General features: G+C 62.6%; 19 protein-coding genes. 9 read left to right on the forward strand and 10 right to left on the reverse strand.

The genetic code is table 11. The annotated features are described in order from the left end of the window. The first annotated feature begins 135 nt into the window (after positions 1-135). Positions 136-2,820 carry an excinuclease ABC subunit UvrA gene (locus tag NCS00_RS22650; protein WP_250441033.1) on the forward strand — a complete coding sequence of 895 codons (2,685 nt, stop codon included), beginning with the start codon at positions 136-138 and terminating at the stop codon, positions 2,818-2,820. Here the strand turns inward: NCS00_RS22650 and NCS00_RS22655 are convergent. Both NCS00_RS22655 and NCS00_RS22660 read right to left on the reverse strand, forming a co-directional pair. Then, the gene (locus tag NCS00_RS22655) at positions 2,800-3,339 is read right to left on the reverse strand and encodes an HD domain-containing protein (protein ID WP_008348331.1); all 540 of its coding nucleotides are present in this window, start codon (positions 3,337-3,339) and stop codon (positions 2,800-2,802) included. The two genes, NCS00_RS22650 and NCS00_RS22655, sit on opposite strands and share 21 nt — an antisense overlap. A 59-nt stretch (positions 3,340-3,398) precedes the next feature. Then, the gene (locus tag NCS00_RS22660; protein WP_175981084.1) at positions 3,399-4,115 is read right to left on the reverse strand and encodes a YdcF family protein; all 717 of its coding nucleotides are present in this window, start codon (positions 4,113-4,115) and stop codon (positions 3,399-3,401) included. Between the two features lie 415 nt (positions 4,116-4,530). On the opposite strand from NCS00_RS22660, the gene NCS00_RS22665 reads away from it, so the two are divergent. The 5 genes from NCS00_RS22665 to NCS00_RS22685 all read left to right on the forward strand — a co-directional run bounded on the left by NCS00_RS22665 (position 4,531) and on the right by NCS00_RS22685 (position 10,638). Continuing rightward, positions 4,531-4,782 carry an acyl carrier protein gene (locus NCS00_RS22665; protein WP_008348335.1) on the forward strand — a complete coding sequence of 84 codons (252 nt, stop codon included), beginning with the start codon at positions 4,531-4,533 and terminating at the stop codon, positions 4,780-4,782. Further along, positions 4,779-6,032 carry an acyl-CoA dehydrogenase family protein gene (locus tag NCS00_RS22670; RefSeq protein WP_250441034.1) on the forward strand — a complete coding sequence of 418 codons (1,254 nt, stop codon included), beginning with the start codon at positions 4,779-4,781 and terminating at the stop codon, positions 6,030-6,032. Before NCS00_RS22665 ends, NCS00_RS22670 begins: the two co-directional genes overlap by 4 nt. 2 nt (positions 6,033-6,034) lie before the next feature. Further along, positions 6,035-7,102 (forward strand): amino acid--[acyl-carrier-protein] ligase, encoded by a 1,068-nt coding sequence (locus NCS00_RS22675; RefSeq protein ID WP_033536223.1) that lies wholly within the window; start codon positions 6,035-6,037, stop codon positions 7,100-7,102. Continuing rightward, the gene (locus tag NCS00_RS22680; protein ID WP_008348339.1) at positions 7,099-8,103 is read left to right on the forward strand and encodes a DUF1839 family protein; all 1,005 of its coding nucleotides are present in this window, start codon (positions 7,099-7,101) and stop codon (positions 8,101-8,103) included. The genes NCS00_RS22675 and NCS00_RS22680 overlap by 4 nt, the downstream gene beginning before the upstream one ends. A 69-nt stretch (positions 8,104-8,172) precedes the next feature. Then, a complete protein-coding gene (locus tag NCS00_RS22685) occupies positions 8,173-10,638 on the forward strand; it encodes a glycosyl hydrolase 2 galactose-binding domain-containing protein (RefSeq protein WP_250441035.1) in 2,466 nt (821 codons plus the stop codon). 10 nt (positions 10,639-10,648) lie between these two features. On the opposite strand, the gene NCS00_RS22690 is transcribed toward NCS00_RS22685, so the two are convergent. The 3 genes from NCS00_RS22690 to NCS00_RS22700 form a co-directional block, all read right to left on the reverse strand. Continuing rightward, entirely contained in the window at positions 10,649-11,587 is a 939-nt protein-coding gene (locus NCS00_RS22690; protein WP_250441036.1) for a Gfo/Idh/MocA family protein, read from the reverse strand. A gap of 31 nt (positions 11,588-11,618) precedes the next feature. Further along, a complete protein-coding gene (locus NCS00_RS22695) occupies positions 11,619-11,762 on the reverse strand; it encodes a hypothetical protein (RefSeq protein ID WP_250441037.1) in 144 nt (47 codons plus the stop codon). 762 nt (positions 11,763-12,524) lie between these two features. Further along, positions 12,525-16,061: an indolepyruvate ferredoxin oxidoreductase family protein gene (locus NCS00_RS22700; RefSeq protein ID WP_250441038.1), complete on the reverse strand. Its 3,537-nt coding sequence runs from the start codon at positions 16,059-16,061 to the stop codon at positions 12,525-12,527. Positions 16,062-16,166: 105 nt separating this feature from the next. On the opposite strand from NCS00_RS22700, the gene NCS00_RS22705 reads away from it, so the two are divergent. Continuing rightward, positions 16,167-17,072 carry a LysR family transcriptional regulator gene (locus tag NCS00_RS22705; protein WP_008348350.1) on the forward strand — a complete coding sequence of 302 codons (906 nt, stop codon included), beginning with the start codon at positions 16,167-16,169 and terminating at the stop codon, positions 17,070-17,072. Between the two features lie 7 nt (positions 17,073-17,079). Here the strand turns inward: NCS00_RS22705 and NCS00_RS22710 are convergent, their stop codons facing one another. The 4 genes from NCS00_RS22710 to ampC form a co-directional block, all read right to left on the reverse strand. Further along, entirely contained in the window at positions 17,080-18,522 is a 1,443-nt protein-coding gene (locus NCS00_RS22710) for an MFS transporter (RefSeq protein ID WP_250441039.1), read from the reverse strand. Between the two features lie 60 nt (positions 18,523-18,582). Further along, complete coding sequence (locus NCS00_RS22715) at positions 18,583-20,544, reverse strand: aconitase family protein (RefSeq protein WP_250441040.1); 1,962 nt, start codon at positions 20,542-20,544, stop codon at positions 18,583-18,585. Between the two features lie 92 nt (positions 20,545-20,636). After that, the gene (locus tag NCS00_RS22720) at positions 20,637-21,527 is read right to left on the reverse strand and encodes a LysR family transcriptional regulator (RefSeq protein ID WP_250436694.1); all 891 of its coding nucleotides are present in this window, start codon (positions 21,525-21,527) and stop codon (positions 20,637-20,639) included. Between the two features lie 11 nt (positions 21,528-21,538). Beyond that, complete coding sequence (ampC, locus tag NCS00_RS22725; RefSeq protein WP_250441041.1) at positions 21,539-22,702, reverse strand: class C beta-lactamase; 1,164 nt, start codon at positions 22,700-22,702, stop codon at positions 21,539-21,541. Positions 22,703-22,810: 108 nt separating this feature from the next. Between ampC and NCS00_RS22730 the strand changes: the two genes are divergently transcribed. After that, entirely contained in the window at positions 22,811-23,692 is an 882-nt protein-coding gene (locus NCS00_RS22730) for a LysR family transcriptional regulator (RefSeq protein WP_284508159.1), read from the forward strand. Here NCS00_RS22730 and NCS00_RS22735 read toward each other — a convergent pair. After that, on the reverse strand, positions 23,689-24,450 hold the full coding sequence (locus NCS00_RS22735; protein ID WP_008348363.1) for a YoaK family protein: 762 nt from the start codon (positions 24,448-24,450) through the stop codon (positions 23,689-23,691). The two genes, NCS00_RS22730 and NCS00_RS22735, sit on opposite strands and share 4 nt — an antisense overlap. A gap of 140 nt (positions 24,451-24,590) precedes the next feature. Between NCS00_RS22735 and NCS00_RS22740 the strand changes: the two genes are divergently transcribed. Further along, entirely contained in the window at positions 24,591-25,100 is a 510-nt protein-coding gene (locus tag NCS00_RS22740; protein ID WP_175981107.1) for a MarR family winged helix-turn-helix transcriptional regulator, read from the forward strand. Position 25,101 lies beyond the last annotated feature (1 nt).

A 25,101-nucleotide genomic window follows, 5' to 3' on the forward strand; every position in this document is an offset into this window, starting at 1 on the left:
TCGATCAGGTTCACCACGGGTCTGAATGCGATCGCATGCATGATGCGTAATTCAAAATGCCATCTGGTATCTGGCATGCTGCATGCGAATTCCTTACTTCCGCCGCCGCGCCCGGCCAGACAACCCGCCCGACTCATGGATGCCCGCAAAACCCAACGCGAATCCGCCTATCGCGACGATGCCGCGCCTGCATCGAGAGCAGGTTTCGTGCGCGTGCGCGGCGCGCGCGAGCACAACCTGAAAAACGTCGATGTCGACGTGCCACGCGACGCCCTCGTCGTCTTCACCGGCGTATCCGGTTCCGGGAAGTCCTCGCTCGCATTCGGCACGCTCTACGCCGAGGCGCAGCGCCGCTATTTCGAATCGGTCGCGCCGTATGCGCGGCGGCTCATCGAACAAGTCGGCGTGCCGCAGGTCGATTCGATCGAAGGCTTGCCGCCCGCCGTCGCGCTTCAGCAGCAGCGTGGCGCACCGAATGCACGCTCGTCGGTGGGCAGCGTGACGACGCTCTCCAGCCTCGTGCGTATGCTCTATTCGCGCACCGGCAGTTATCCGCCGAAGCAGCCCATGCTGTACGCGGAAGATTTTTCGCCGAACACGGTTCAGGGCGCGTGTCCCGTGTGCCATGGCCTCGGCCGGGTCTACGAAGTCACGGAAAAGTCGATGGTGCCCGACGACTCGCTCACGATCCGCGAGCGCGCCGTCGCGGCCTGGCCGCCCGCGTGGCACGGACAAAATCTGCGCGACATACTCGTGACGCTCGGCTACGACGTCGACACGCCGTGGCGCGACTTGCCGAAGAAGGATCGCGACTGGATTCTGTTCACCGAAGAGCAGCCGACGGTGCCGGTGTACGCCGGTCTCACGCCGAAAGAGACGCAAGCCGCGCTGAAACGCGGCGCCGAACCGAGCTATCAGGGCACATTCACCGGCGCGCGCCGCTACGTGCTGCATACCTTCGCGCACACGCAAAGCGCGCTCATGAAAAAGCGCGTGTCGCGCTTCATGGTCGGCAGCGATTGTCCCGCATGTCACGGCAAGCGGCTCAAGAAGGAAGCGCTATCGGTGACGTTCGCAGGGCTCGACATCGCCGAATTCGCGCGTCTGCCGCTCATCCGACTTGCCGATCTACTTGCGCCCATCGCACGCGGAGAATGGCCCGCCAGTGATGAAGCGCCGGCTCCCGCGCTCGCGAGGAAAGACCGCATCGCGGCGACGGCCAAGCGCGTCGCGGCAGGCGGCTCGGCGCACAAGGCCGCGCCGGACGTGCGCCGCACGGCCAATCTTTCCGAGGAGAAACGCGCCGCCGCCGAGCGCATCGCGGCGGATTTGCTGGAGCGGCTCGGCACGCTCATCGATCTGGGCCTGGGCTATCTCTCGCTCGATCGCGCGACGCCGACGCTCTCATCCGGCGAACTGCAACGATTGCGGCTCGCGACGCAACTCGCGTCGCAGCTCTTCGGCGTCGTCTATGTGCTCGACGAGCCATCCGCGGGCTTGCATCCGGCCGACAGCGAAGCGCTCTTCGCCGCGTTGCAGCGATTGAAGGCAGCAGGCAATTCGCTGTTCGTCATCGAGCACGATCTGAACACCATGCGGCGCGCGGACTGGCTGATCGATGTCGGTCCGGCCGCCGGTGAACGAGGCGGACATGTGCTGTATAGCGGGCCGCCGGAAGGCCTCGCATCGGTGGAGGAATCGCAGACGCGCAGGCATCTGTTCGCGCCGAAGCAAACGATCGAACGCGTCGCACGCGAACCGCGCGGATGGTTGCGGCTCGAAGGCATCACGCGCAATAACCTGCATGGCATCGATGCCGCGTTTCCGCTCGGCGCCTTCACGACCGTCACCGGCATTTCGGGCTCGGGCAAGTCGAGCCTCGTGAGTCAGGCGTTGCCGGAACTCGTCGCGGAGCGGCTCGGACGCGCGCTCGACGATGCAGAAGAAGACGAGCAGGACCCGCTCTTCGCTCGAGCCGACGCTTCGGCGGGCGGACGCATCGTCGAAGGCATGGAGACGATCCGGCGTCTCGTGCGCGTCGACCAGAAGCCGATCGGCCGCACGCCGCGTTCGAATCTCGCGACCTACACCGGCCTCTTCGATCACGTTCGCAAGCTCTTCGCCGACACGCCGGCCGCGCGAAAGCGCCGCTATGGCGCAGGACGCTTCTCTTTCAACGTCGCGCAAGGACGCTGCCCGACATGCGAAGGCGAAGGCTTCGTCAGCGTCGAGTTGCTGTTCCTGCCGAGCGTCTACACGTCGTGCGCGACATGCCACGGATCGCGCTATAACCCGCAGACGCTGGAAATCGAATGGCATGGGAAGAACATTGCGGATGTGCTCGGCATGACCGTCGATAGCGCATGCGACTTCTTCGCCGATGAAGCCAGCGTCATGCGCGCGCTCGCCGTGTTGCGCGAAATCGGCCTCGGCTATCTGCGGCTCGGGCAGCCCGCGACGGAGCTATCAGGCGGAGAAGCGCAGCGCATCAAGCTCGCAACGGAACTGCAGCGCGCGCATCGCGGCGACACGCTCTACATTCTCGACGAGCCGACGACGGGGCTTCATCCCGCCGACGTCGATCGCCTGATGGCGCAACTGCAAGGGCTCGTCGATGCGGGCAATACGGTCGTCGTCGTGGAGCACGACATGCGCGTCGCATCGCTTTCCGATTGGGTCATCGACATCGGCCCGGGCGCCGGTGAAGATGGCGGCCGGATCGTGGCGACGGGCACGCCGCAACGTATCGCCGAACATGCTGCAAGCCGCACGGCGCGTTATTTGAGCGACGCGCTGGCCTCAGGCGACCACGTGTCCTGAAGGGATGCCTTTGCGATAGACCTCATCGAACACGGCTTCGAGTTCCCGGTGCGTGCCGCGCAATTCATCGACGACACGCTTCGCCCAATCGAAGTATTCGCGCTTTCTCTCATCGCTCCAGCCGGACGGCGGCGCGGCGAGAATATCGCGCAAATTGCAAATCTTATCGGCGAGTTTCACGAGCTTCGCGCCGTGACTGATATGCGCCGCGTGTTCGACCTGCAAACGCTTCCTTTCGGCCTTCGACAAGGACTTGTCGTCCGTCACTTCGTCGACGATGCGCCCGATCTCCGCGCCGAACCGCCGCACGAGTTCATCGCGCGATGTGTCCGTGTCTTCGATCGTGTCGTGCAATATGGCGGCGATCAGCACGCGCTCGTCTTCGACCCCGCCTTCGTTCGCGAGCACATGAGCGAGCGCGATCGGATGATTGATGTACGGCGACGCGTCCGCATCCTTGCGGCGCTGCTTGCGATGTTTGTCGGCCGCGAACGCGACGGCGTGGATGAGTTGATTCACTGGATGGCCTTCCGTGTCGTCTTTACCGGAAGTATAGGTCTTGCGCCGACGCGCCAGTCTCAATACAACCCGACCCACCTCCATACATAAAACCGCACGATACCAACCAGCTCATGCAACGCGCTGTTCGAATCGAACCATCCTCTTCGATGCGGACGCCACCACATGAACTGCGGACGAACATAAGCGACGGTCGGCTGTGGATGCAAACCGAAGGCTTCGAACGCGAGCATCGCGCGACGCATGTGAAGCGACGACGTTATCAAAACCGACGTATCGTAGGGCCGCGACCGCAGTATCTTCTCCGTATTGCGCGCGTTCTCATAAGTGTCGAGACTCTGATTTTCGAGGATGAGATCTTGGCGCTTCACGCCTGCGTCGAGAAGCAGGCTTCCATATAAGTCTGCTTCGCTTTGCTCGTGATGCTGCGGGTTGCCTCCGCTCATGATGACAAAACACGCCTTCTCCATCTCGACGCAACGCTTGTAGAGCGACGCCGCAAGATCGATGCGCGTCATCGCGTCACCCTTGGGCACGAGACGCCGGTTATGGTCGTACCAGGTCCCCCCGCCCAGCACGATGATCGCCGTGCGCGGGCCGAACGTCGGATCCTTCATCGACGCGTAGTGATCGTTCGCGAGCCGCACGAGCGGCCCCGGAAACCAGCTTCCGAGCCCCCAGAAGACGATAGCCGTCATCACCAGAATCATGCCGCGCCGTTTTCTCCAAACGAGGAACAGCGCGATGAATAGAAGCAGCAGCGATATCAGAACCAATCAATTCACTCCGGAAAGTTATCGTTTCAAAATGCTTTCAGTGCACGCATCGTTTTTGCTTATCACTCATTCGACCATGCGAAGGAGTTACCTATTTATCGAATATGAAGCGCTGACGTGAGTGTGAATCATCGCATCCGATCGCGACGTGCTTGATATCGCACAAAACGATGCTTTCTCGACGAAGCCCTCCGTGCGCCATCGCACGGACGCATAGGCCCGCAAATTCGTTAAATACGATCAAACAATAGCTATAAGAAAACAGTGCGTGCGAGGGCTCTCGTGGAACCGTCTTCGCGAGACAACAACAACACCACTGCCGATTCGCACCGGGGTCAGCGACATTCGATAAGAACTCATCGTCGCGACCCGGGTTAGTTGCACCAATGGCCGGGTACAAGGGAAAACATAGACAATGAAAACTGAATTGCGCCGCATCCTCGCCGAGTCCGCTCGTCTCGACGTGCCCATCGATACGCTCGCCGACGGCGACGATCTCTACGCCGCCGGTCTCTCTTCGCTTGCCACGGTCCATGTGATGCTGGCGATCGAAGACGAGTTCGGCATCGAAATTCCCGATCACATGCTCACGCGCCGTCTCTTTTCGAGCGTCGATTCGCTCGCATCGGCGGTCGACGAACTGCGTCGTTCGCAGGCGGCAGCATGAACGCGCCCGCTCAGGAGCTTGAAGTCGCCGAGCTCGCGCAGAGCGCAATCTTGCGTAGCGAAAGCGAACTGATCGAAGCCGCGAAGCGCGTCGCGGCCGTCGCGGCCCAGTACGCCGACGCGGTCGATCGCGAAGCGCGCTTTCCCGCCGAAGCGGTTGCAGCGATGCGCAAGGAGCGTCTCTTCTCCGCGATGATCCCGACGGAATACGGCGGCGACGGTCTGTCGCTCACCGGCGTCGCGCGCTTGTGCGAGGCACTGGCGCAAGGCTGCGCATCGTCCGCGATGATCTATGCGATGCATCAGAGCCAGGTCGTTTGCATCGTCGATCATGGCGTGAACGTGCCGTGGCAGCGCGCTTTCCTTGCTCGCATGGTCAACGAACAGTTGCTGCTCGCATCGGCGACGTCGGAAGAGAACATCGGCGGCAACATGCGTACGAGCGCGTGCGCGGTCGATCTCGTCGACAACGCGTTTCGCATCGAGAAGCTCGCACCGACCATTTCGTACGGCAAGTATTCCGACGCCATTCTCGTGACGGCGCGCCGTCATCCGGACGCGCCGCCCTCCGATCAGGTGCTGATCGTCGCGCCGCGCGAAACGTTCACGCTCGAGCAGCGTGGGACGTGGGACACGCTCGGTATGCGCGGGACATGCAGCGAAGGACATCGACTGGTCGCGACGGGCATCGCGGAACAGATTCTGCCGACGCCGTTCTCGAAGATCGCCGACGAAAGCATGCTGCCCGTATCCCATACCTTGTGGTCGTCGGTATGGTGCGGCATCGCGAGCGACGCGGCGAATCGCGGGCATCAGTTCTTCCGCAATCAGGCGCGCGGCAAGCCCGCGTTGCCGCCTTCGGCCGCGCGCCTTTCGCAAGTGCTCACGCTCATCAAGATGATGCAGGCGCGGCTGCGCGAATCGCTCGCCAATGTCGAAGCGGCGCAGACCGAACGCGCGGCGCGCAAGGCGAACCAGAGCAATGACGACGACGCACCGCTCGCGGCGTCGATCGGCATCAACGCCGATCTGAACATGCTCAAGCTGGCGATCTCGCAGTCGGCTTTGCATGTCGTGCAAGAGACGCTGATGATCTGCGGCATGGCGGGCTACAAGAATGACACGCCGTTCAGCGTGGGGCGCCATCTGCGCGATCTGCATTCGGCGCCGCTCATGATCAGCAACGATCGCATCGAATTGAACACGGCGAACCTGCTGCTTGCGCAGCGCGCCGCAACGGGGACCATTTGACGATGAACATGCCGACGGAACAGGCCGCCATGATGCAGGCCGAAGCACAAGCACAATCACAAGAGACACAGGCACCGTACGACAAATCGGACTTGACCTTGCGCGATCGCCTGATCGAAGCGGGCATTCTGCTCGATACCGGCGAAGACGGTCTCTATGGCCGCAGCGAAGTATTCGAGGATGTCGTCGAACGGCTCAATCAGGCCATCACGATGCTCGGCGCGGATCAACACGCGGAAGTGCTGCGCTTTCCGCCCGCGATGCGCCGCCGCGATTTCGAGGACAGCGAGTATCTGAAGAGCTTCCCGAATCTGGCGGGCACGATCCACTCGTTCCAGGGCAACGATCGCGGGCATCATCGCCTGCTCGAAGCGCTCGACAAGATCGTGCATATCGGTGAAGAGGAAGAGCGCTCCGACGAATGGATGGATCAGCAAAAGCCGACGCGCCTCGTGCTCACGCCGGCCGCGTGCTATCCGATCTATCCGCTCGTCGCGAAGCGCGGCAATCTCGCGGCTGACGGCGCGATCTTCGATGCGTTCTCGTACTGCTTCCGCCACGAGCCGTCGATCGATCCGGGCCGCATGCAGATGTTCCGGATGCGCGAATACATCCGCGTCGGCAGCCCCGAGCAAGTGATGGCGTTCCGTCAGAAGTGGATCGACCGCGGTTCGCTGCTCGTCAATCTGCTGCAACTGCCTTTCGAAATCGATCTCGCCAACGATCCGTTCTTCGGTCGCGGCGGCATGATCGTCGCCGATAGCCAGCGCGCGCAGCAACTGAAGTTCGAACTGCTCGTGCCCGTCGCGACGCCCGACCGTCCGACTGCGTGCCTGTCGTTCAACTATCACCAGGACCACTTCGGCGAGCTGTGGCACATCCGTCAGGCCGACGATCAGGTCGCGCATACCGCGTGCGTCGGCTTCGGCATGGAGCGCACGACGCTCGCGCTCTTCCGTCACCACGGTCTCGATGTCAAGGCGTGGCCGGAGAAAGTGCGTCAGTTGCTTTGGGGCGACAAGGCGCCGCTCATCGAGGAAGGCCTCGCGAACCTGGGAAACAAGGCATGAACGCACGCTCGCCGGCAGAAGCCGTGACCGACACGTCCATGCCTGCGGACACCGCCTACATCCAGCACGCGCTGCATCGCGAAGAGCGCGTCTGGCTGGAGACGAACTGCTATGTCGACTTGTGGATCGAGCTGCTGCATCACTACGGCTGCGATCCGCATGCGGCGCTCGGTTTCACGGTGACGCAGGCATTCGAGGGCGATCAGTTCACGTTCCCGAAGTTCTCGCTCGACGATATCGCGCGGCTCTATGGCCTGCAGGCGCAAGAGCTCGCGATCTACGACACGCTGGAAGCGCACGTGCGCGAGCAGACGCGCCGCGGGCAGATCGTGGTGGTCGAGATGGACTCGTACTATCTGCCCGACACACGCGCGACCGCGTATCGGCAGACGCATACGAAGACGACCATCGCGATCGACGCCATCGACACGGAAGCGAAGCGCATCACGTACTTCCATAATGCGGGTTACTTCGCGTTGGCGGGCGAGGACTACGATGGCGTGTTCCGTCTGATGCCGGGCCTCGCAAGCGATGTGCACGCGCTCTTCCCGTACGTCGAGTTCGTGAAGCGCGCGCGTGCGCCGCTCGAAGGCGATGCGATGGTGCAACGCTCGGTCGAGCTGCTCAAGCTGCGTCTCGCGGAACGTCCCGCGGTGAATCCCGTTGCGCAATGGCGCGCGGAATTTCCCGAGCATCTGCGTGCGTTGCTCGAACGCGATCCCGCGTACTATCACCTCTACACGTTCAACGTGATGCGTCAGCTCGGCTCGAACTTCGAGTTGCTGTCGAAGTATCTCGGCTGGCTGAACCGGCACGGCGTGGAAGTATCGAGCGATATTCAGACGAGCGCTCAAGCGATCGCGAGCGAAGCGATGGTCATGCAGTTTCGACTCGCGCGCGCCCGCATGCGCTCGCGCTCGGACCTGTGCGAAGACTGCCTCGATTCGATGCAAGCTTCGTACGACAAGGTTATCGAGCCGCTCGCCGCGCGCTTTCTGTGAACGCCGAAGCCGCGCGCATGCCGCGCGGCTTTGGCGTCGTTCTTCGCATTCCATCGACGAGGTAGGTTCATGCACGACCAGTGCGCGCACGCGGCGCGGCGTCTTTCAGAAGGCTGGCAATGCGTGAGCACGCCAGCGGGTTCATGCGCGACGCCCGCATCGCTCGACACCGTCACGCAATGGATCGACGCGCCCGTGCCGGGCACGATCGCATCCGCATTGCGCGCGCAAGGCGTCAGCGATGAAGCGCTCGCGCAGCCGTTCGCGCATTCCGATCATTGGTATCGCGTGAAGCTCGCGGGCGACGGCATGCGGCGCTTGCGCTTCAATGGGCTCGCGACCGTCGCCGAAATATGGCTCGACGATCGCAAGCTGCTCGAATCGGATTCGATGTTCGTCGCGCACGATCTCGACGTCGAACTCAACGGCGAGCATATGCTTCATCTGTGCTTCCGTTCGATCGCGCCCGCGCTTGCCGCCAAACGCGGACGTGCGCGCTGGCGTCCGAAGCTCGCGCAACCCGCCACGTTGCGCAACGTTCGCACGACGCTGCTCGGGCATATGTCCGGATGGTGTCCGACGATTCAACCGGCGGGTCCGTGGCGCCCCATCGAATTGATCGGCGAAACGCGCGCGTGCATCGACAACGTGGATCTGCGCACGAGCATCGACGGCAACGATGGCATGCTCGATGTCACCGTGCGCTACTTTCATGCACAGGAACAGGCGCCGGTTCGCATCGAATGTGGCGACGCGCACGCCACGCTGGAATGGCACGACGCGCGCACGCTCAAAGGCCGCGTGCGCGTGCCCGATGTGCGCTTGTGGTATCCGCACACGCATGGCGAGCCATCGCGCTATGCCGTGAAGCTCGGCGATATCGATCTCGGCGAAGTCGGCTTTCGCACGATAGAAGTCGATCGTGGTGTGGACGGCCGAGGCTTTCAGCTCGTCGTGAACGGCGTGCCTGTATTCGCGCGCGGCGCGTGCTGGACATCGGCCGACATCGTCGCGCTCGATGCGCCGCGCGAGAAACTCGAGAACGTCTTCCGCCTGATTCGCGATGCGGGCCTGAACATCATTCGCGTGAGCGGCATCACGCTCTATGAATCCGACACGTTCTACCAACTCGCCGACGAATACGGCGTGCTCGTGTGGCAGGACTTCGCGTTCGCGAACTTCGATTATCCGGACGACGAAGCATTTCGCGAGAGCGCGCAACGCGAAGCCGAGCAGTTCCTTTCACGCACGCGACGCTTCGCATCGCTCGCGGTGCTGTGTGGCGGAAGCGAAGTGCATCAGCAGGCGGCGATGCTCGGCCTGCCCTTCGACGCGTATCAGCAGCGCCTCTTCACCGAACTCTTGCCGAATGCGATTGCAGCGCAGCGGCCCGACGTCGCGTATGTCGTGAACTCGCCGAGCGCGGCGCCCGGCGACGAGGAGTCGATGCCTTTCGGCACGCGCGGCGGCATTACGCATTACTACGGCGTGCCGGCGTATCAGCGCCCGTTCGACGATGTGCGTCGCGCGCACGTGCGCTTCGCCTCCGAATGTCTCGCGTTCGCCAACGTTCCCGACGATGTCGCCCTGCGCGCGATACCGAATGCGCGCGCGCACGAACCGCGCTGGAAAGCAGGCGTGCCGCGCGATCCCGGCTCGGCGTGGGATTTCGACGATGTACGCGAGCATTACATGCGATCGCTCTATCGCATGGACGTGCCGCGTTTGCGCTATGAAAATCCCGAGCGCTATCTGGAACTGTCGCGCGCGGTCGTCGCGGATGTGATCGGCGCGGTGTTCTCGGAATGGCGTCGCGAAGGATCGAGTTGTGCGGGGGGCATCGTATGGAATCTGCTCGATGTGCGTCCGGGCGCGGGCTGGGGCATCATCGACGTTCTCGGCGCACCGAAGAGCGCGCTGCATGGACTCGCGCGCGTGCTTCAACCCGTGCAGGCGTTGATCCTCGATGAAGGTCTCGACGGACTCGACGTTCATCTCGTCAACGATACCGCGCGCGAGATTCGCGCGCGCGTCGAACTGGCGTGCCTGCGTGAAGGCGCGATCAAGGTGGCGAGCGGTTCGCGCGATGTCGTATTGCAACCGCGCAGCGTACAACGTGTGTCGTCGAATGCGCTGATCGGCGCATTCTTCGATATCGCATATGCGTATCGCTTCGGCCCGCGCGCGCACGATGCGACGCATGTCGTTCTGCGCGACGCGGACACGAACGAAGTGCTGTCGGAAGCGTTCCACTTCCCCGATCCGTCGATCGCCGAGCGGCGCGATATCGGCTTGAGCGTCACCGTCGAGAAGGACGACGAGGGCTTCAGTCTCATTGTCGAAACGGCGCAGCTCGCGCGCTGGGTGCATATCGCCGATCCGAACTACTTCGCACGCATCGACTGGTTTCATCTCGCGCCGGGAAGCACGCGTCGCATTCCGCTCGTCGCGCGGCACGGGAACGTGAGCGCCGCGCCCGAGGGCGATGTATTCGCGATCAATGCGATTCGAAGCGCGACGTATCGCGCTTCGTGATGCGCGCGCGTCAGCGGCCGAATGCTTCCGTTTCGATGCGCCGTCCGGTGAGGAATGCATCGGCGACGAGTCGCAGCGGTCGCACATCGACATCGCTCGTTTTCGTTTCGATGAGCGTGTGAAAGTGCTCGTACAGCGCGGGATATTCGCGCTCGGCTTCGACATCGATCTCCTTGCCCGCGATCGACAGACGCTTGCCGCCTTCGCGCATCGAGAGGCGGCCCGCGTCCGTTTCGATGTCGATGTCCCATTCCTCGACGGGACCGTGACGCCAATCGAACACCGCGCGCACCGGCGCGCCGTTCGTCGCGACGCAATCGAGTTCCGCGGCGATCGGCGTGGATGTATCGGCCGGCATCGTGAGCGTGGCGGCGCGCAGCGCGACTTCATGCGGCAGGATGCGCGTGACGATCGATAGCGCGTTGATGCCCGGATCGAATACGCCGAGACCGCCCGGCTCCCAGATCCATTGCTGCCCCGGATGCCAGCGCCGCACGTCTTCCTTCCATCGCACTTCTACCGAGCGAATCGCGCCCGGTTCCTTCGACGCGAGCCAGGCGCGCGCCGGTTCGACTGCGCTCGCCGCGCGCGAATGCCACGAGGCGAAGAGCGAGCAGCCGTTCGCGCGTGCAACGTCGCGCAATGCTTCGACTTCGCTCACGCTCGCGCCTGGCGGCTTTTCGAGCATGACGTGCTTGCCTGCGTCGAGTGCGGCGAGCGCTTGCGCGTAACGCACTTGAGGCGGCGCGCAGAGCGACACTGCATCGATCGACGGCTCGGCGGCGAGCAGCGCGCCGATATCCGGATAGTTGCGCACGCCTTCGACGCTTGCATTGCGGCTCGCGCACGCGACGAGTTCGAACCCCGGCTGCGCGGCTATCGCGGGCAAGTGCTGATCCCGCGCGATCTTGCCGATGCCGACGACGGCGAGCTTGTGTACGGCTTTCATGCGAATGTCTCCTCCTTTCCGTGGAACCGAATCACGTTCCCGCGTGACCGCGGCCGAACAGCGCGGCCCAAAGCGTTTCATGCTTCGGCTTCGCTATTTCCAGAAACAAATCCTCTACGCAAATCTGCGCCAGATTCTCATCGACCCCGATGCCCGTTCCCGTGACCGTTTGCATCGAACGACGTCTCGATATGCGGCGTTTCCTGAACCGCGCCGCGCAAAGGCAGCGAGCATGCAACCCACTTTTCGGGATTTGTGTAGAGGTCGAACCCCTTGAGACGCTTATCCGAATCTAACACCATCGATAGCGTTCCCGCAGTAATGAAATACACCGGCGGATGGATATCGCAGCGCCGGTCGATCTCTTCGCTTAGGTTGACCGTCTTTCGACGGAAGTGGACGAAGCCGCATACTCGATTGCGCAGCGCACAGTGAAGCAATCGCTGTCCCATTGCACTGTCGCACTGGAATCAATATGCGCCGTGGTATGAACGGTGGGCTGCTTCATAGGATGTGTCTGTAAGCGAAGTGAAGAATGGTGTAGTCGCGCTCTCGAACGACGGTAAGCGGCGACTCTATACGCCTCTCGCTTATCGCGATACGCCCGTCGAGCGCATAGATGCGCGATACGTCCGCGTTTTCCTCGCGATAGCCAATGACGGCATCCAGCTCCGCGTCATAGATTGGCTTCGCATTGAAGGGCACGGACGGTGGACGGATTTCGAAGCGACCCACCTCAATCGGCTTCTTTGCAGGCTTCCAATCGAACGACGGCTCGTCTGTGCTATACGGGCAACGACGATTGCATATTCTGACTCTCGAACATAGCGAGCCAACAGAATACTTTGCCATCCGAATTGATTCGCCACTTGAAGTTACGGTGACGAATCCGCGATACAGCTTCCGATTCGTCAGCTCGCGATACCCTATCGCCCGCTCACGCAGTCGCCGCCACCTCCACCGGCGCGCGATAACTTTCGATCAACCGTTCGCGCTTCTTCGCGACGGCCGCGATGTTGCGCTCCTTCACATGTCCGAAGCCGCGGATTTCATCAGGTAGTTTCGCAAGCTTCAACGCGGCATCGCATCGTTGCGCATCGAGCGTCGCAACGAATTCATCGACGAGCGCAATGTAATCCGCGATCATCCGGCGTTCGGTGCGGCGCTCTTCCGTCTTGCCGAACACATCGAACGATGTGCCGCGCAAACCCTTCATCTTCGCGAGCACGCGAAACGCCGGCAGCATCCACGCACCAAAACGCTGCTTCACGAGATGGCCATGCTCGTCGCGTTTAGCGAAAAGCGGCGGCGCGAGATGGAACATCAGCTTGTAATCGCGGCCCGGTTCGCCCTCGAACTGCTCACGCAGCTTGTCGAGATACGCGGGATCGGCATAGAGACGCGCAACTTCGTACTCGTCCTTATAAGCCATCAGCTTCGCGAGATTCACCGCGACGGCGCGCGTAAGGGGTAACTTCGCGTTCAGCAGCTTTTCCTTCTCGCGAATGCGCTCGACGACATCGCGATACGAACGCGCATACGCTTCGCTCTGATACGCCGTGAGCAACGCTTCGCGCGTCGCGATCACGTTCTCCAGCGACTCCGGCATCTTCACGATGACCGCGTGCTGCGTGGACTCGAGCAGATCGCCGGCGCCGTTCTGCGCAACGAAGCGGCCCCAGTTGAACGCGAGCACGTTCTTGTCGACGGCCACGCCGTTCAGTTCGATCGCGCGCGTGAGGCTCGCGAGTTCGAGCGGCAACCAGCCCTTCTGCCACGCGAAACCAAGCAGCAGCGGATTCGAATAGATCGTGTCGCCGAGCAGTTTCAACGCGAGCGCATTGGCTTCGACGAACTCGCATCCCGCGCCGATGCTCTCCGACAACGCCTGCTCCGTCTGCGCAGCGGGAAAGGTCCATTGCGCATTCGTGACGAACTCGGCGGTCGGCGTCGCGCCGCTGTTGATCGCCGCGTGCGTGATGCCGTAACGCGTGCGCGACAGCACATCGTTCGATGCTGACACGATCGCATCGCAACCGATGACGAGCCGCGCTTCGCCCGTTGCGATGCGTGTCGCATGCAGCGCTTGCGGCTTCGGCGCGATCTGCACGTGACTCAGCACCGCGCCGCCCTTCTGCGCGAGACCCGCCATATCGAGCACGGTCACGCCCTTGCGTTCGATATGCGCGGCCATGCCGATCAATCCGCCGATCGTCACCACGCCCGTGCCGCCGACGCCCGTCACGAGAATGCCGTAAGGCTTCGACAAGGCAGGCAACGAAGGGATCGGCAAATTATCGAAGTCCGGCTTCACGCCTGCGGCCGCCTTGGGCTTGCGAACCTGCGCGCCTTCAGCGGTGACGAAACTCGGGCAAAAGCCCTTCACGCACGAGAAATCCTTGTTGCACGAAGACTGGTTGATCTTGCGCTTCGTGCCGAGCGGCGTGTCCATCGGCTCGACCGACAGGCAGTTCGATTGCACCGAGCATTCGCCGCAGCCTTCGCAAACCGCATCGTTGATGAACGCGCGACGCGCCGGATCGGGATACGTGCCACGCTTGCGGCGACGGCGCTTCTCCGTCGCGCAAGTCTGGTCGTAGATGAGGATGGTCGTGCCTTGCGTATCGCGCAACTCGCGCTGAATGTGATCGAGCTCATCGCGATGATGCACGTTCACGCCCTGGGGCAACGCAACGTTCGCATCGTATTTCTGCGGCTCGTCGGTCACGATGACGATGCGCTTCGCTCCTTCCGCATAGACCTGATGCGCGATCTGCGGCACCGTCAATATGCCGTCGACGGGCTGGCCGCCCGTCATAGCAACCGCATCGTTATAGAGAATCTTGTACGTGATGTTCGCGTTCGCCGCAATCGCCGCGCGCACCGCGAGCAGGCCCGAATGGAAGTATGTGCCGTCGCCGAGATTGACGAAGACGTGTTTATCGCCGGAGAAATGCATCTGGCCGATCCACGCGACGCCCTCGCCGCCCATCTGGCTGAACGTCTCGGTCTTGCGGTTCATCCACATCGACATGTAATGGCAGCCGATGCCCGCGAGCGCGCGCGATCCTTCGGGCACGCGCGTCGATGTGTTATGCGGACATCCCGAGCAGAACCATGGCTTGCGCTCGACATCGACGCGCGGCTTGGTCGCCTCGCGCTCTTTCGCTTCGATCGTTTCGACGCGCGACAACATGCGCGCACGCACGTCTTCGGGAAGATCCGCGCGCGCGAGACGACGCGCGATAGCCTTCGCGATCAACGCGGGCGATAGCTCGTAATGCGCCGGCAGCAACCAGTCGCCGCGCGGCACAGACCATTCGCCGCCTTCGTTGTCGCGCTCGTCGAACTTGCCGTAGATGCGCGGGCGCACGTCTTCACGCCAGTTATAAAGCTCTTCTTTCAGCGCGTATTCGAGAATCTGCCGCTTCTCTTCCACGACGAGAATCTCTTCGAGACCGGTCGCGAACGCGCGTGCGTCCTGCGCATCGAGTGGCCACACGCAGCCCACTTTCAGCACGCGCAGGCCGATCTGCGCGCAGGTGTCATCATCGAGACCGAGATCGACGAGCGCCTGACGCACATCGAGATACGCCTTGCCCGCCGTGATGATGCCGAAGCGCGGCTTGTCCGAATCGATGACGACGCGATTGAGCTTGTTCGCACGCACGTAGGCCAGCGCCGCGTACCACTTCTCGTCGAGCAGACGCGCTTCCTGCGCGAGCGGCGAATCTGGCCAGCGAATGTTGAGGCCGCCTTCGGGCATCGCGTAGTCGTCCGGCGTGACGATCTCCACGCGATCCGGATCGAGATCGATCGATGCCGTCGATTCGACCACATCGGTCACGCATTTCATCGCGACCCACAGGCCCGAATAGCGGCTCATCGCCCATCCGTGCAGACCGTAGTCGAGATACTCCTGTACGTTCGACGGATACAGCACCGGAATGCCCGCCGCGATGAACGCATGATCCGACTGATGCGCGACCGAGGACGACTTCGCCGCGTGATCGTCGCCAGCGAGGACAAGCACGCCGCCATGCTTGTCGGTGCCTGCGGAATTCGCGTGCTTGAAAACATCGCCGGTGCGATCGACGCCCGGTCCCTTGCCGTACCACATGCCGAACACGCCATCGCGTGTCGCGCCCGGCCACAGATTGATCTGCTGCGTGCCCCAGATCGACGTCGCCGCGAGATCCTCGTTCACGCCCGGCTGAAACACGATGTCGTTATTCTTCAGATGCGCCTTCGCCTTCCATAGCGACTGATCGAGCGCACCGAGCGGCGATCCGCGATAGCCCGAAACGAAGCCCGCCGTGTTCAGCCCCGCCTTGCGGTCGCGCGCTTTCTGCAACATCGGCAGACGCACGAGCGCCTGCGTGCCGCTGATATAGACGCGGCCTTTCTCCAGCGTGTATTTATCGTCGAGCGTTACGGTTGCAGCGGCTAGTGCGGCGCGATCGGGTGCGTTCATGAGGGCATGTCTCCGGAATTCGGGAATTAGTTTTTTTGCCGAGTATAGGAAGCCGATTTGCGATCGTAAAATCACGAATACACAACTCCGGTATCTGAAAATCAGATGGCGTTCGATCTCACGCTCAGGCAGTTGCGCTACTTCGTCGCCGCCGCGCAAACGGGCCAGTTCTCGATGGCGGCGGCCAACGAACACGTATCGCAGTCGGCGATCACGAATGCGGTGCTCGCGCTCGAAAGCGCGCTCGGCACGAAGCTGTTCGAGCGCCTGCCGCAAGGCGTCGCGCTGACGCCCGACGGTCAGGATTTTCATAACCATGCGCGTCGCGTGCTCGACGCCGCGCGCGATGCGATGCACATGCCGCCGTTTCGCGCGCACGACATGCGCGGCGTCGCGCGAATCGCGGCGTCCTATACGGTGCTCGGGTATTTTTTGCCGGAACTGCTCGCGCGCTTTCGTGCGACGTATCCGTTCATCGATTTCGATCTGCGTGACATGGAGCGGCCGCAAATCGAAGAAGCAGTCGCGAATGGCGATGTCGATATCGGCGTGGTGCTGCTATCGAATCTGCAGCGTCCGAATCGTTTCGACAGCCAGGTCTTGATGCGTTCGCGCCGGCAACTGTGGGTCGCGCCGATGCATCCGCTCGCGCAGCAGCACGCGGTATCGTTGAAGGATATCGCCGTGCATCCCTACATTCTGATTACCGTCGATGAAGGCGAGCAATCGACGATGCGCTACTGGCACAAGAAGCGCATCGAACCGAACATCGCGTTTCGCACGAGTTCGATGGAAGCGCTGCGCGGACTCGTGGCGCATGGTTTCGGCGTCACCGTGCTATCGGATATGGTGTTTCGGCCGTGGTCGCTCGAAGGCAAGCGCATCGAGGCGCGGCCCGTCAACGACGCGATTCCTCATATGGAAGCAGGCATGATCTGGCGCAAGGGCGCGACGTTGAGCGCCCCGTCGACCGCCGTGCAGCAGTTCCTGATTCATGCCTGTGGTGCTTAGTTCGAACTCAATGCGAAATGCTTTCGAGCGATCGGCCGAGCGTGCGCGGTCCCATCGATCCGATGCAGATCATCACGATCAGCATCGCGCCCGCGATGAAGCCGAACACGCCGGTCACGCCCGCTTCCTTCAGCACGAACGCGATCACGAACGAACTGAACACCGCCGATAGCCGGCTCCACGAATAGACGAAGCCGACAGCGCGTGCGCGGATCGTCGTCGGATAAAGCTCTTGCTGATACGTGTGATACGTGAACGAAATGATGTTGCCCGCGAGCGTGAGCAACACGCCGAGCGTGACGATCGTCACCGCCGCCGACGCCTGGCTGAACAGCAGGCCCGCGACGATATTCACGGCCGCCATGAACACGATCACATGCTTGCGTTCGAAACGATCGGCGATCCAGTAGCCGAGCAAGGGACCGATGGGCGCGGCAAGCCCGATCACCGTCGTATAGAGCAGGCTCGACGTGACTGTCACGCCCTGCTTGACGAGCAGTGTCGGCACCCAGTTCGCGAAGCCGTAGAAACCGACCGTCTGACAGATATGAAAGACGATCAGCATGAGCGTGCGCTTGCGATACGGCGGCTTCCACATATCGGCGAACCCGGCCTTTCTTGCAATGGGATCGGAAGGACCCGGCGCGGGCAACGGCTTGCCGTACTGAAGCGCGACCGTGTCTTCGAGACGGCGCAGCACTTCGTCGGCTTCGTCGATGCGGCCTTTGCTCGCGAGCCAGCGCGGGCTTTCCGGCAGATTGCGCCGGAAGTACCAAACGAACAGCGCACTCACGCCCCCCGCCAATGCGACCCAGCGCCAGCCATCGAAGCCGAACGGCGCGCGCGGCACGAGCAGATACGAAAGGAACGCGACCACCGGCACGGCGGAAAAGCCGATCGCCTGACACACGGCGAACGCCCTTCCACGCAGATGTTTCGGCGCAAGCTCGGACATATAAGTACCGATGGTCACGAGTTCCACACCGATGCCGAGCCCCGACACGAAGCGCCAGAAGTTGAGCCACAGTGCCGTGTCCTGAAACGCCATCACGGTATTCGCCGCGACGTACCAGAGCAGCGAATACGTGAAGATCGCGCGACGTCCGTAGCGATCGGCGAGAAAGCCGCACGCGATCGTGCCGATGAACAAGCCGCAGAACAGCGCGGCGATGAAGCTCGCGACGCCCGTCGTGCCGAAGAGACCCGCGGTCGTCGATGTGAGAATGCCGCTCTTCACGAGACCCGGCGCGATATAGCCGGTGAAGAGCAGATCATATAGTTCGAAGAAGAAGCCGAGGCTCAGCAGAAAGACGAGTTTCCACACCGCGCGCGTGGCGGGAAGCCGGTCGAGGCGTGCCGAGATGCCCGCCGTGTCCGCGATGGCGGGCGCGTCCGTGAACGCGCTGTCGGCGGCGTCGTGCAGACGCGAAGTGCCCTGCATGATGGCCATTGCTTGTCTCCTGAATGTATTCTGAAGCCGCATCGATGGCGGCTCTGTCATGCTGCGTGCTTACTGCGTGAAGCGTTCTTGCAACTCCGCGAACGATGTGATGCGGCCGATAATTGCGCTTGCAACTACCGTCGGCGGGCTTGCGAGCCATACTTTCCCCGGACCCGAGCGGCCCGGAAAATTGCGATTGATCGCGCTGATGGTGACTTGTTCGGCCTGTGTCGACGAACCTGGTCCGCAGTTCGCGCACGCACCGCACGACGGTTGCAGCAGAATCGCGCCGACGCGCTTGAACGCATTGACATAGCCTTGCGCGATGCAATAGTCGCGCACGTCCTGCGTGCCGAATTGCAAATAGAGCGTCACATTGCCGGGCACGCGCAAGCCGCGCTTCGCCGCCCACGAAAGCACTTCGTGATAGTGATCGAAGTCCTCGCGCTTGCCTGCCGTGCACGAACCGCCATACGCGATATCGATGACCGGCCTTTCATCGAGCGCTTCAAGCGCGATGCCGTTGCCCGGATCGCCGGGCGCGGCGAGCATCGGCGTGAGACGCGAGCAATCGATCGCGATGACATCGGCGTAGCGCGCGCCTTCATCGCTTCGCATCCATGGCTCGATCTTGAAGTCGATGCCGCGCCGCGCCTTCAGAAAGCGCACGGTTTCATCGTCGGGAGCGACGATGCCCGTGAAGCCGCCCAACTCGGCCGTCATGTTGGTGAGCGTCGTGCGCTCATCGGTCGAGAGGCTCGCGATGGCCGTGCCCGCGAACTCGAACACCTTGCCGACGCCCGCGCCCGCGCGTATGCGCGAATCGGCAAGCAAGTGAAGCACGATGTCCTTCGCGGTGACGCCCGCGGGAATCGGTCCCGATAGTTCGATGCGCAACGATTGCGGCACCGTCATGCGAACCGCGCCGGTGACGAATGCGTTCGCCATGTCCGTCGTGCCGACGCCGAACGCGACACATCCGAGCGCGCCGCTATGCGGCGTATGCGAATCGGTTCCGACGATCACGTGGCCGGGCAACGCGTAGCGCTCGGCCATCATCGCGTGCGAGATGCCTTCGGAGCCTTCGTCGAGCTCGCTGTTCGCTTCGCTCAGATAGCCGTGATTGCGCACATCGTAGTCATGCGCGAACGTGCGATGCGCGTCCGATAACTCGCGCACGTTCGGCAGCAGCCCGTTCCCGATATGCAGTTCGCTGCGATGCGAATACGACAGATGATCCTCGAACGCGAGCATGCTGCGCGGTTCGTGCAGCGTCAGCGGGCGGCCGAATGCCGCGTGCAGCATATGCGCGGCCATGCCCGTGTAGTACTCGTGGATGAAGCGCCAGTCCGCGCGCACGAAGATGCCGTTGCCCGCTTCGAGCGATGCGTTGGTCACATCGGTCGTCAATGTGTGACGCGCGAGAATTTTCTCTACGAGCGTGCGCGGCGCTTCATCGTGCGATGCTTCGCCGATGCTGACTCGTTGCATATGCAACTTTCCATAGCGCAACAGTCCGCCGCTCGTAAGGATCGCCGCCGCCAACGGATCGCGATCCGCAACGAGTTCATCGATATCGATAGCCTCGCCGCGCCGGATGCGTTCGATCAGGCCGAAATCCGTCGACGTGAAAAGCCCGAGATTGTCCGCGTTCTGCCGGTAGATGCGTTCGAAGCTCCGCGCGATCACGAGCCGTATGCCCGCGTGATATTCGGCGAGCGGGCTATGTTCGCGCGACGAGCCTTTGCCATAGCGATTGCCCGCGACCGTCACCTGAAAGCGGCCCGCGCGCACGGCATCGTGGCCGATCGGATTGCGCCCGCCCGCATGAAATGCGACATACGGGCATTGACCGAGCCGCTCGTCGAAACGCGTGAGCACGCTGATCGGCGTGATTTCGTCGGTGGACACATCGTCGCGCAGTGCGCCCGCTTCATCGAGCGTGAGATCCTCGCCGGCGAGTTGCTGCTCGACCTTCGCGGCGTCCGCGCTCAGAAACAGGATTCGTCCGCTTACATTCAGATTGGCCATCGCATTCTCCTCGACGCCAATCTAGACGCACCCGCGCGCGTGCATGAAGTGTTCGTTCGGCACTGGGGCCATCGCGAGACGCGATGTCCGTGTTAACCCTCGCCGATGAGCGTATCGATCAGCGCCTGCACCGCCTTCAGCCGCGAAGACTTGCGCGGCGCATGAACGCGCAGGCATCGGCCGCTGCCCCACGTTTCGCGCAACGGCACGCGCACGAAATTGCGCGAACCCGCGAACGCCGACGCCGCGCTCGTCGGCACGATGCCGATGCCGAGTCCCGCTTCAACCATGCGGCATTGCGCATCGAAGCTGTTGACGGTGACGGTCACGTTGAGCGGCACGCGCGCGGCGTCGGCGTGTTCCTTCAAGGTCTGATCGAGCGAGCCGCCTGCCTGCAACGCGACGAGCGGAAAGCGCGTCACTTCGGCGAAGCTCAGCGCGTCTGCTTGCGCGAGTTCGTGACCGGGCGGCAGGACGACCATCAGCGGATCGTCGACGAAGCGCCATGTATCGAGACCCGCATGCGCCTTCGTGCTCGCCGATATCCCGACATCCGCGCGATCGTCGAGACACGCGCGAATCACTTCATCGCTGATCTGTTCCGTCAACGCGATCTCGACGAGCGGATAGCGCGCCTTGAACGACGTGAGACGTTCAGGCAGAAAGCCGACGATCGCCGACGCATTGGCATAGAGACGCACGACGCCCGCGATCTGGCCGCTCATCGACTGAACTTCGCGCGCCATGCTCTCGAGCTGTCCATGAATGGAACGCGCGCTCGCATAAGCATGCTGCCCCGCTTCGGTCAGTTGCACGCCCGAGGACGAGCGAATGAGCAGCGCGACGCCGATGGCCGCTTCGAGATCGGCGATGCGCCTGCTCAACGCCGACGGCGCGATGTGACTGCGGCTCGCGGCGCGCGCAATCGATCCCTCCTCGACGACCGCGATGAAGAGTTCGAGACTGTAGGGATCGATTCGCATGGCTCTCGTGTTTATCGTCCGCCGGATAACGACGTGATGATTGCATACGCCGCCTTCACACGCTCTTCGTTCGGAATGTTCCTGTTCGCGAGCATCACGATGCCCACGCGCGCTTTCGGCACGAACGCGATATAGGCGCCGAAGCCGTTGGTCGAGCCGGTCTTGTTGATCCACACGTCGTCGCGCGGCGCTTGCGGCGGATCGATGCGCGTGACGGGCGTCGCGTTCAGGATCATCGACGACGAGTTTCCATCGAGCAAAGGCTGTAACGCGACCGGATACGGATACTGTTCCCAGATGAGATCCTGCGTCATCGGGCCGGCCTGGAAATAGCCCGTGTGCGTGGCATCGACGGCGCGCTGAAACGCCGGATCGATACGCACCAGGTTCATGTTGATCTGCAGGAAGCGCGTCATGTCCGCAGCCGTCGATCTCACGCCATAAGCCTCCGGCGAAAGCACGCCACCTTTCATGCGTATCGGCGCGTCGTCTTTCGTATAGCCTTGCGCGTAATCGCGCTGCTTCGAAGCGGGCACGTTGATGTAACTCTGCTTCAGTCCCAGCGCGGGAAAGAGACGCGTCTCCATCAGCGCTGCGAAGTCCTGCTTCATGCTCTTCGCCGTGATGAGGCCGAGCGTGCCGATGCCGGGATTCGCATACGTGCGGATCGTGCCGGGCGGCCGGGCCGGACGCCATGTTTTGAAGTACTGCATCAGTTGCTCGTTGTCGTGAATCTCGTCGGGCACTTGCAGCGGCAAGCCGCCCGGCGTGTGCGTGCCGAGATTCAGCAACGTCACCTTGCCGAACTCCGTCCCATCGAGCGATGGAAGATACTTGCTCACCGGATCGTTCAAGGAAAGATCGCCTTCGATCTGCGCATAGGATGCGAGCGTCGCGGTGAACGTCTTGCTGATCGAGCCGAGTTCGAAGAGCGTATCGCGCGTGACGGGCTGCTTCGTCGCCTTAGACGCCACGCCGTACTCGAACACATAAGGCTTGCCGTCGACGACGACGCCCACGGCCATGCCGTGAATGCCGTGCAGCGCCATCAACGGCTCGATGGTCTGATCGACGGTCGACTTGATGCTCGCTGCATCGTCGGCATAGGCGGCGCCGGACATCGCGCCAAAAGAAAAAATGGCTGCTGCCAAAAGACTCAGCGCGCGAACCTTCATTGTCTTGATCCTTCGTTCTGGTTTGCATGATTGGAACGAAGCGAAATATCCGCTCTTTTTCGCGCTTCGACAATCGAGGATAATTTGCCGCTGGCAATAGAAAAACTTATGCGAGCCATGCGACCTCATCTTCCCCTGAATGCGTTGCGCGCGTTCGAAGCGTCGGCGCGGCATCTGAGTTTCACGCGCGCCGCGCAGGAATTGAACGTCACGCAGGCGGCCGTCAGCCAGCAAGTGCGCGCGCTGGAGGAACGGCTCGGCACGCCGCTTTTCAGACGCGTCCCGCGCGGCCTCAGCGTCACCGACGAAGGGCGCGCGTTACTGCCCGTGTTGAGCGATGCGTTCGGCCGCATCGAAGCCGTGCTCAAGCAGTTCGAAGGGGGACACTTTCACGAAGTGCTGACGGTGGGCGTGGTCGGCACGTTCGCGGTCGGCTGGCTGATGCCGCGCATGAAGGCGTTTCGCAAGACGCATCCGTTCGTCGAGTTGCGGCTCTTCACGCATAACAATCTCGTCGATCCCGCGTCCGAAGGGCTCGACTTCGCCATCCGCTTCGGCGCGGGCGTCTGGCCGGGGACGCATAACGCGCTGCTGCTCGATGCGCCGCTCGCCGCGCTGTGCGCGCCCGACATCGCGCGGCGTCTTTACACGCCATCCGATCTCGTCAATGAAGTGCTGCTGCGCTCCTATCGCGCGGACGACTGGAGCGACTGGTTCGACGCCGCGGGCCTCGACGCATGGACGATGAACGGTCCCGTCTTCGATTCGTCGCGCCTGATGGTGGAAGCCGCCGTGCAAGGCGCGGGCGTCGCGCTCGCGCCGCCGCGCATGTTCGTGCGCGAGTTGCAGGCCGGGCTGCTCGTGCGTCCGTTCGATGTCGAAGTGAGAACCGGCAGCTACTGGCTCACGTGGCTCAAGTCACGGCGTCTTTCGCACGGCATGAAGCTCTTTCGCGACTGGATCGTCAGGGAGGCGGCCGAGGCCGTTTAGCGGCGCAGGCGGCGTCTGCCTGCCGCGAGATCGTCCGCGAGCGGCACGGACGAGAACAGCAGCAGCAACGCGGCGAGCGGCACGGTCGTCGCGAAGCCGAGATGCGCGAAGCCGATCGCGCCCGCGAAACCGCCGAGCATGAACATCGCGAAGAGCGAACTCAGCAGCGCGAGACGCGCGTGATTCGCGCGCACATAAGAGGCATCGTCGCGCGCGACGCCGCGGTTCCAGTAAAGGCTCTTGCCGATCTCGATGCCGATGTCCGTCACGAGACCCGTCACATGCGTCGTGCGGATCTCCGCCTTCGATATCTTCGTGATCATCGCGTTTTGCAGGCCCATCACGAAGCAAAGCAGCGCGACGGTCAACGGCACATCCCACACGCGATGCGTCTCCAGATTGGCGCCGAGCATGCCGAACACGAGCAGAAGCGCCGCTTCGAGCAAAAGCGGCGTTGCGAACACGCTATGCGCGCGCCGCTGCCGTCCCCAGTTGATGAGCACCGCGGAAGTCGCCGCGCCGCCGAGGAACGCGCCGACCGCGCCGATCGCGGAAAAGACCAAGGCGATCTGGCCGAGCACGAGGTTATCGGCGATCGATGAAACGAGCCCCGACATATGGGACGTGTATTGTCCGACCGCGAGAAAGCCGCCCGCGTTCGCGGCGCCCGCGACGAAGGCGAGCGCGCAGCCCAGACGCCGGTTGGCGGAATCGGTGCGGCTGGGCGAAGTCAAGCCACGGATATAGGCAATCGGCATGGCGGCTCGGGCAGGATGATCGAGCCGAAAAGATAGCACGCCAATTTGCCTCTCCGGCATGCCTACCGTACGCAATCTGAAAGAAAAAACATAAGTCGATAGCATGCTAACGAATAGAGTTCTCGCTATAATCCCGCCGCATGACTCATCTCGACTTTCTGCGCCGCTCCGTGAGCAGCACGCTCGTGCTTGCCGCGCGACGCTGGCGCCGCACGAGCCACGGCGTGCTCGCCTCGTACGGCGTGTCGGAAGCATGTGCCGTGCCGCTGCTCACGGCCAACCGGCTCGGCGAGGCGGTGCGTCAGGTGACGCTCGCGGAGCATGTCGGCATCGAAGGGCCATCGCTCGTGCGGCTGCTCGATCAGCTTTGCGCGGCCGGACTCGTGCGCCGTGACGAAGATCCCGAAGACAAGCGCGCCAAGACCATCACGCTTACCGACGAAGGCCGCGCCGTCACCGCGCGCATGGAAGAGCGTCTCGTCACGCTGCGCGCGCGGTTATTGAAGGGCGTGAGCCGCGAAGACCTGGAAACGACATTGCGCGTGCTGAACGTATTCAGCGCGTCGCCGGATGCGAAGCTGCTCGCGGCACTCGAAGCCGGCGATCAAACCGCAAAGCCGGCGCGGTCCGCCGCAAAGCGCGGAGCATAGC

It is taken from the genome of Caballeronia sp. AZ1_KS37 (assembly GCF_023631165.1).
Lineage (GTDB): Bacteria > Pseudomonadota > Gammaproteobacteria > Burkholderiales > Burkholderiaceae > Caballeronia > Caballeronia zhejiangensis.

What these genes read in the sequence shown, in the direction of transcription:
- ampC (WP_250441041.1), bottom strand. Translation starts at nt 22,702, where the DNA reads ATGAAGGTTCGCGCGCTGAGTCTTTTGGCAGCAGCCATTTTTTCTTTT.
- NCS00_RS22665 (WP_008348335.1), top strand. Translation starts at nt 4,531, where the DNA reads ATGAAAACTGAATTGCGCCGCATCCTCGCCGAGTCCGCTCGTCTCGAC.
- NCS00_RS22650 (WP_250441033.1), top strand. Translation starts at nt 136, where the DNA reads ATGGATGCCCGCAAAACCCAACGCGAATCCGCCTATCGCGACGATGCC.
- NCS00_RS22690 (WP_250441036.1), bottom strand. Translation starts at nt 11,587, where the DNA reads ATGAAAGCCGTACACAAGCTCGCCGTCGTCGGCATCGGCAAGATCGCG.
- NCS00_RS22670 (WP_250441034.1), top strand. Translation starts at nt 4,779, where the DNA reads ATGAACGCGCCCGCTCAGGAGCTTGAAGTCGCCGAGCTCGCGCAGAGC.
- NCS00_RS22695 (WP_250441037.1), bottom strand. Translation starts at nt 11,762, where the DNA reads ATGCAAACGGTCACGGGAACGGGCATCGGGGTCGATGAGAATCTGGCG.
- NCS00_RS22675 (WP_033536223.1), top strand. Translation starts at nt 6,035, where the DNA reads ATGAACATGCCGACGGAACAGGCCGCCATGATGCAGGCCGAAGCACAA.
- NCS00_RS22715 (WP_250441040.1), bottom strand. Translation starts at nt 20,544, where the DNA reads ATGGCCAATCTGAATGTAAGCGGACGAATCCTGTTTCTGAGCGCGGAC.
- NCS00_RS22710 (WP_250441039.1), bottom strand. Translation starts at nt 18,522, where the DNA reads ATGGCCATCATGCAGGGCACTTCGCGTCTGCACGACGCCGCCGACAGC.
- NCS00_RS22730 (WP_284508159.1), top strand. Translation starts at nt 22,811, where the DNA reads ATGCGAGCCATGCGACCTCATCTTCCCCTGAATGCGTTGCGCGCGTTC.
- NCS00_RS22680 (WP_008348339.1), top strand. Translation starts at nt 7,099, where the DNA reads ATGAACGCACGCTCGCCGGCAGAAGCCGTGACCGACACGTCCATGCCT.
- NCS00_RS22720 (WP_250436694.1), bottom strand. Translation starts at nt 21,527, where the DNA reads ATGCGAATCGATCCCTACAGTCTCGAACTCTTCATCGCGGTCGTCGAG.
- NCS00_RS22735 (WP_008348363.1), bottom strand. Translation starts at nt 24,450, where the DNA reads ATGCCGATTGCCTATATCCGTGGCTTGACTTCGCCCAGCCGCACCGAT.
- NCS00_RS22740 (WP_175981107.1), top strand. Translation starts at nt 24,591, where the DNA reads ATGACTCATCTCGACTTTCTGCGCCGCTCCGTGAGCAGCACGCTCGTG.
- NCS00_RS22685 (WP_250441035.1), top strand. Translation starts at nt 8,173, where the DNA reads ATGCACGACCAGTGCGCGCACGCGGCGCGGCGTCTTTCAGAAGGCTGG.
- NCS00_RS22700 (WP_250441038.1), bottom strand. Translation starts at nt 16,061, where the DNA reads ATGAACGCACCCGATCGCGCCGCACTAGCCGCTGCAACCGTAACGCTC.
- NCS00_RS22705 (WP_008348350.1), top strand. Translation starts at nt 16,167, where the DNA reads ATGGCGTTCGATCTCACGCTCAGGCAGTTGCGCTACTTCGTCGCCGCC.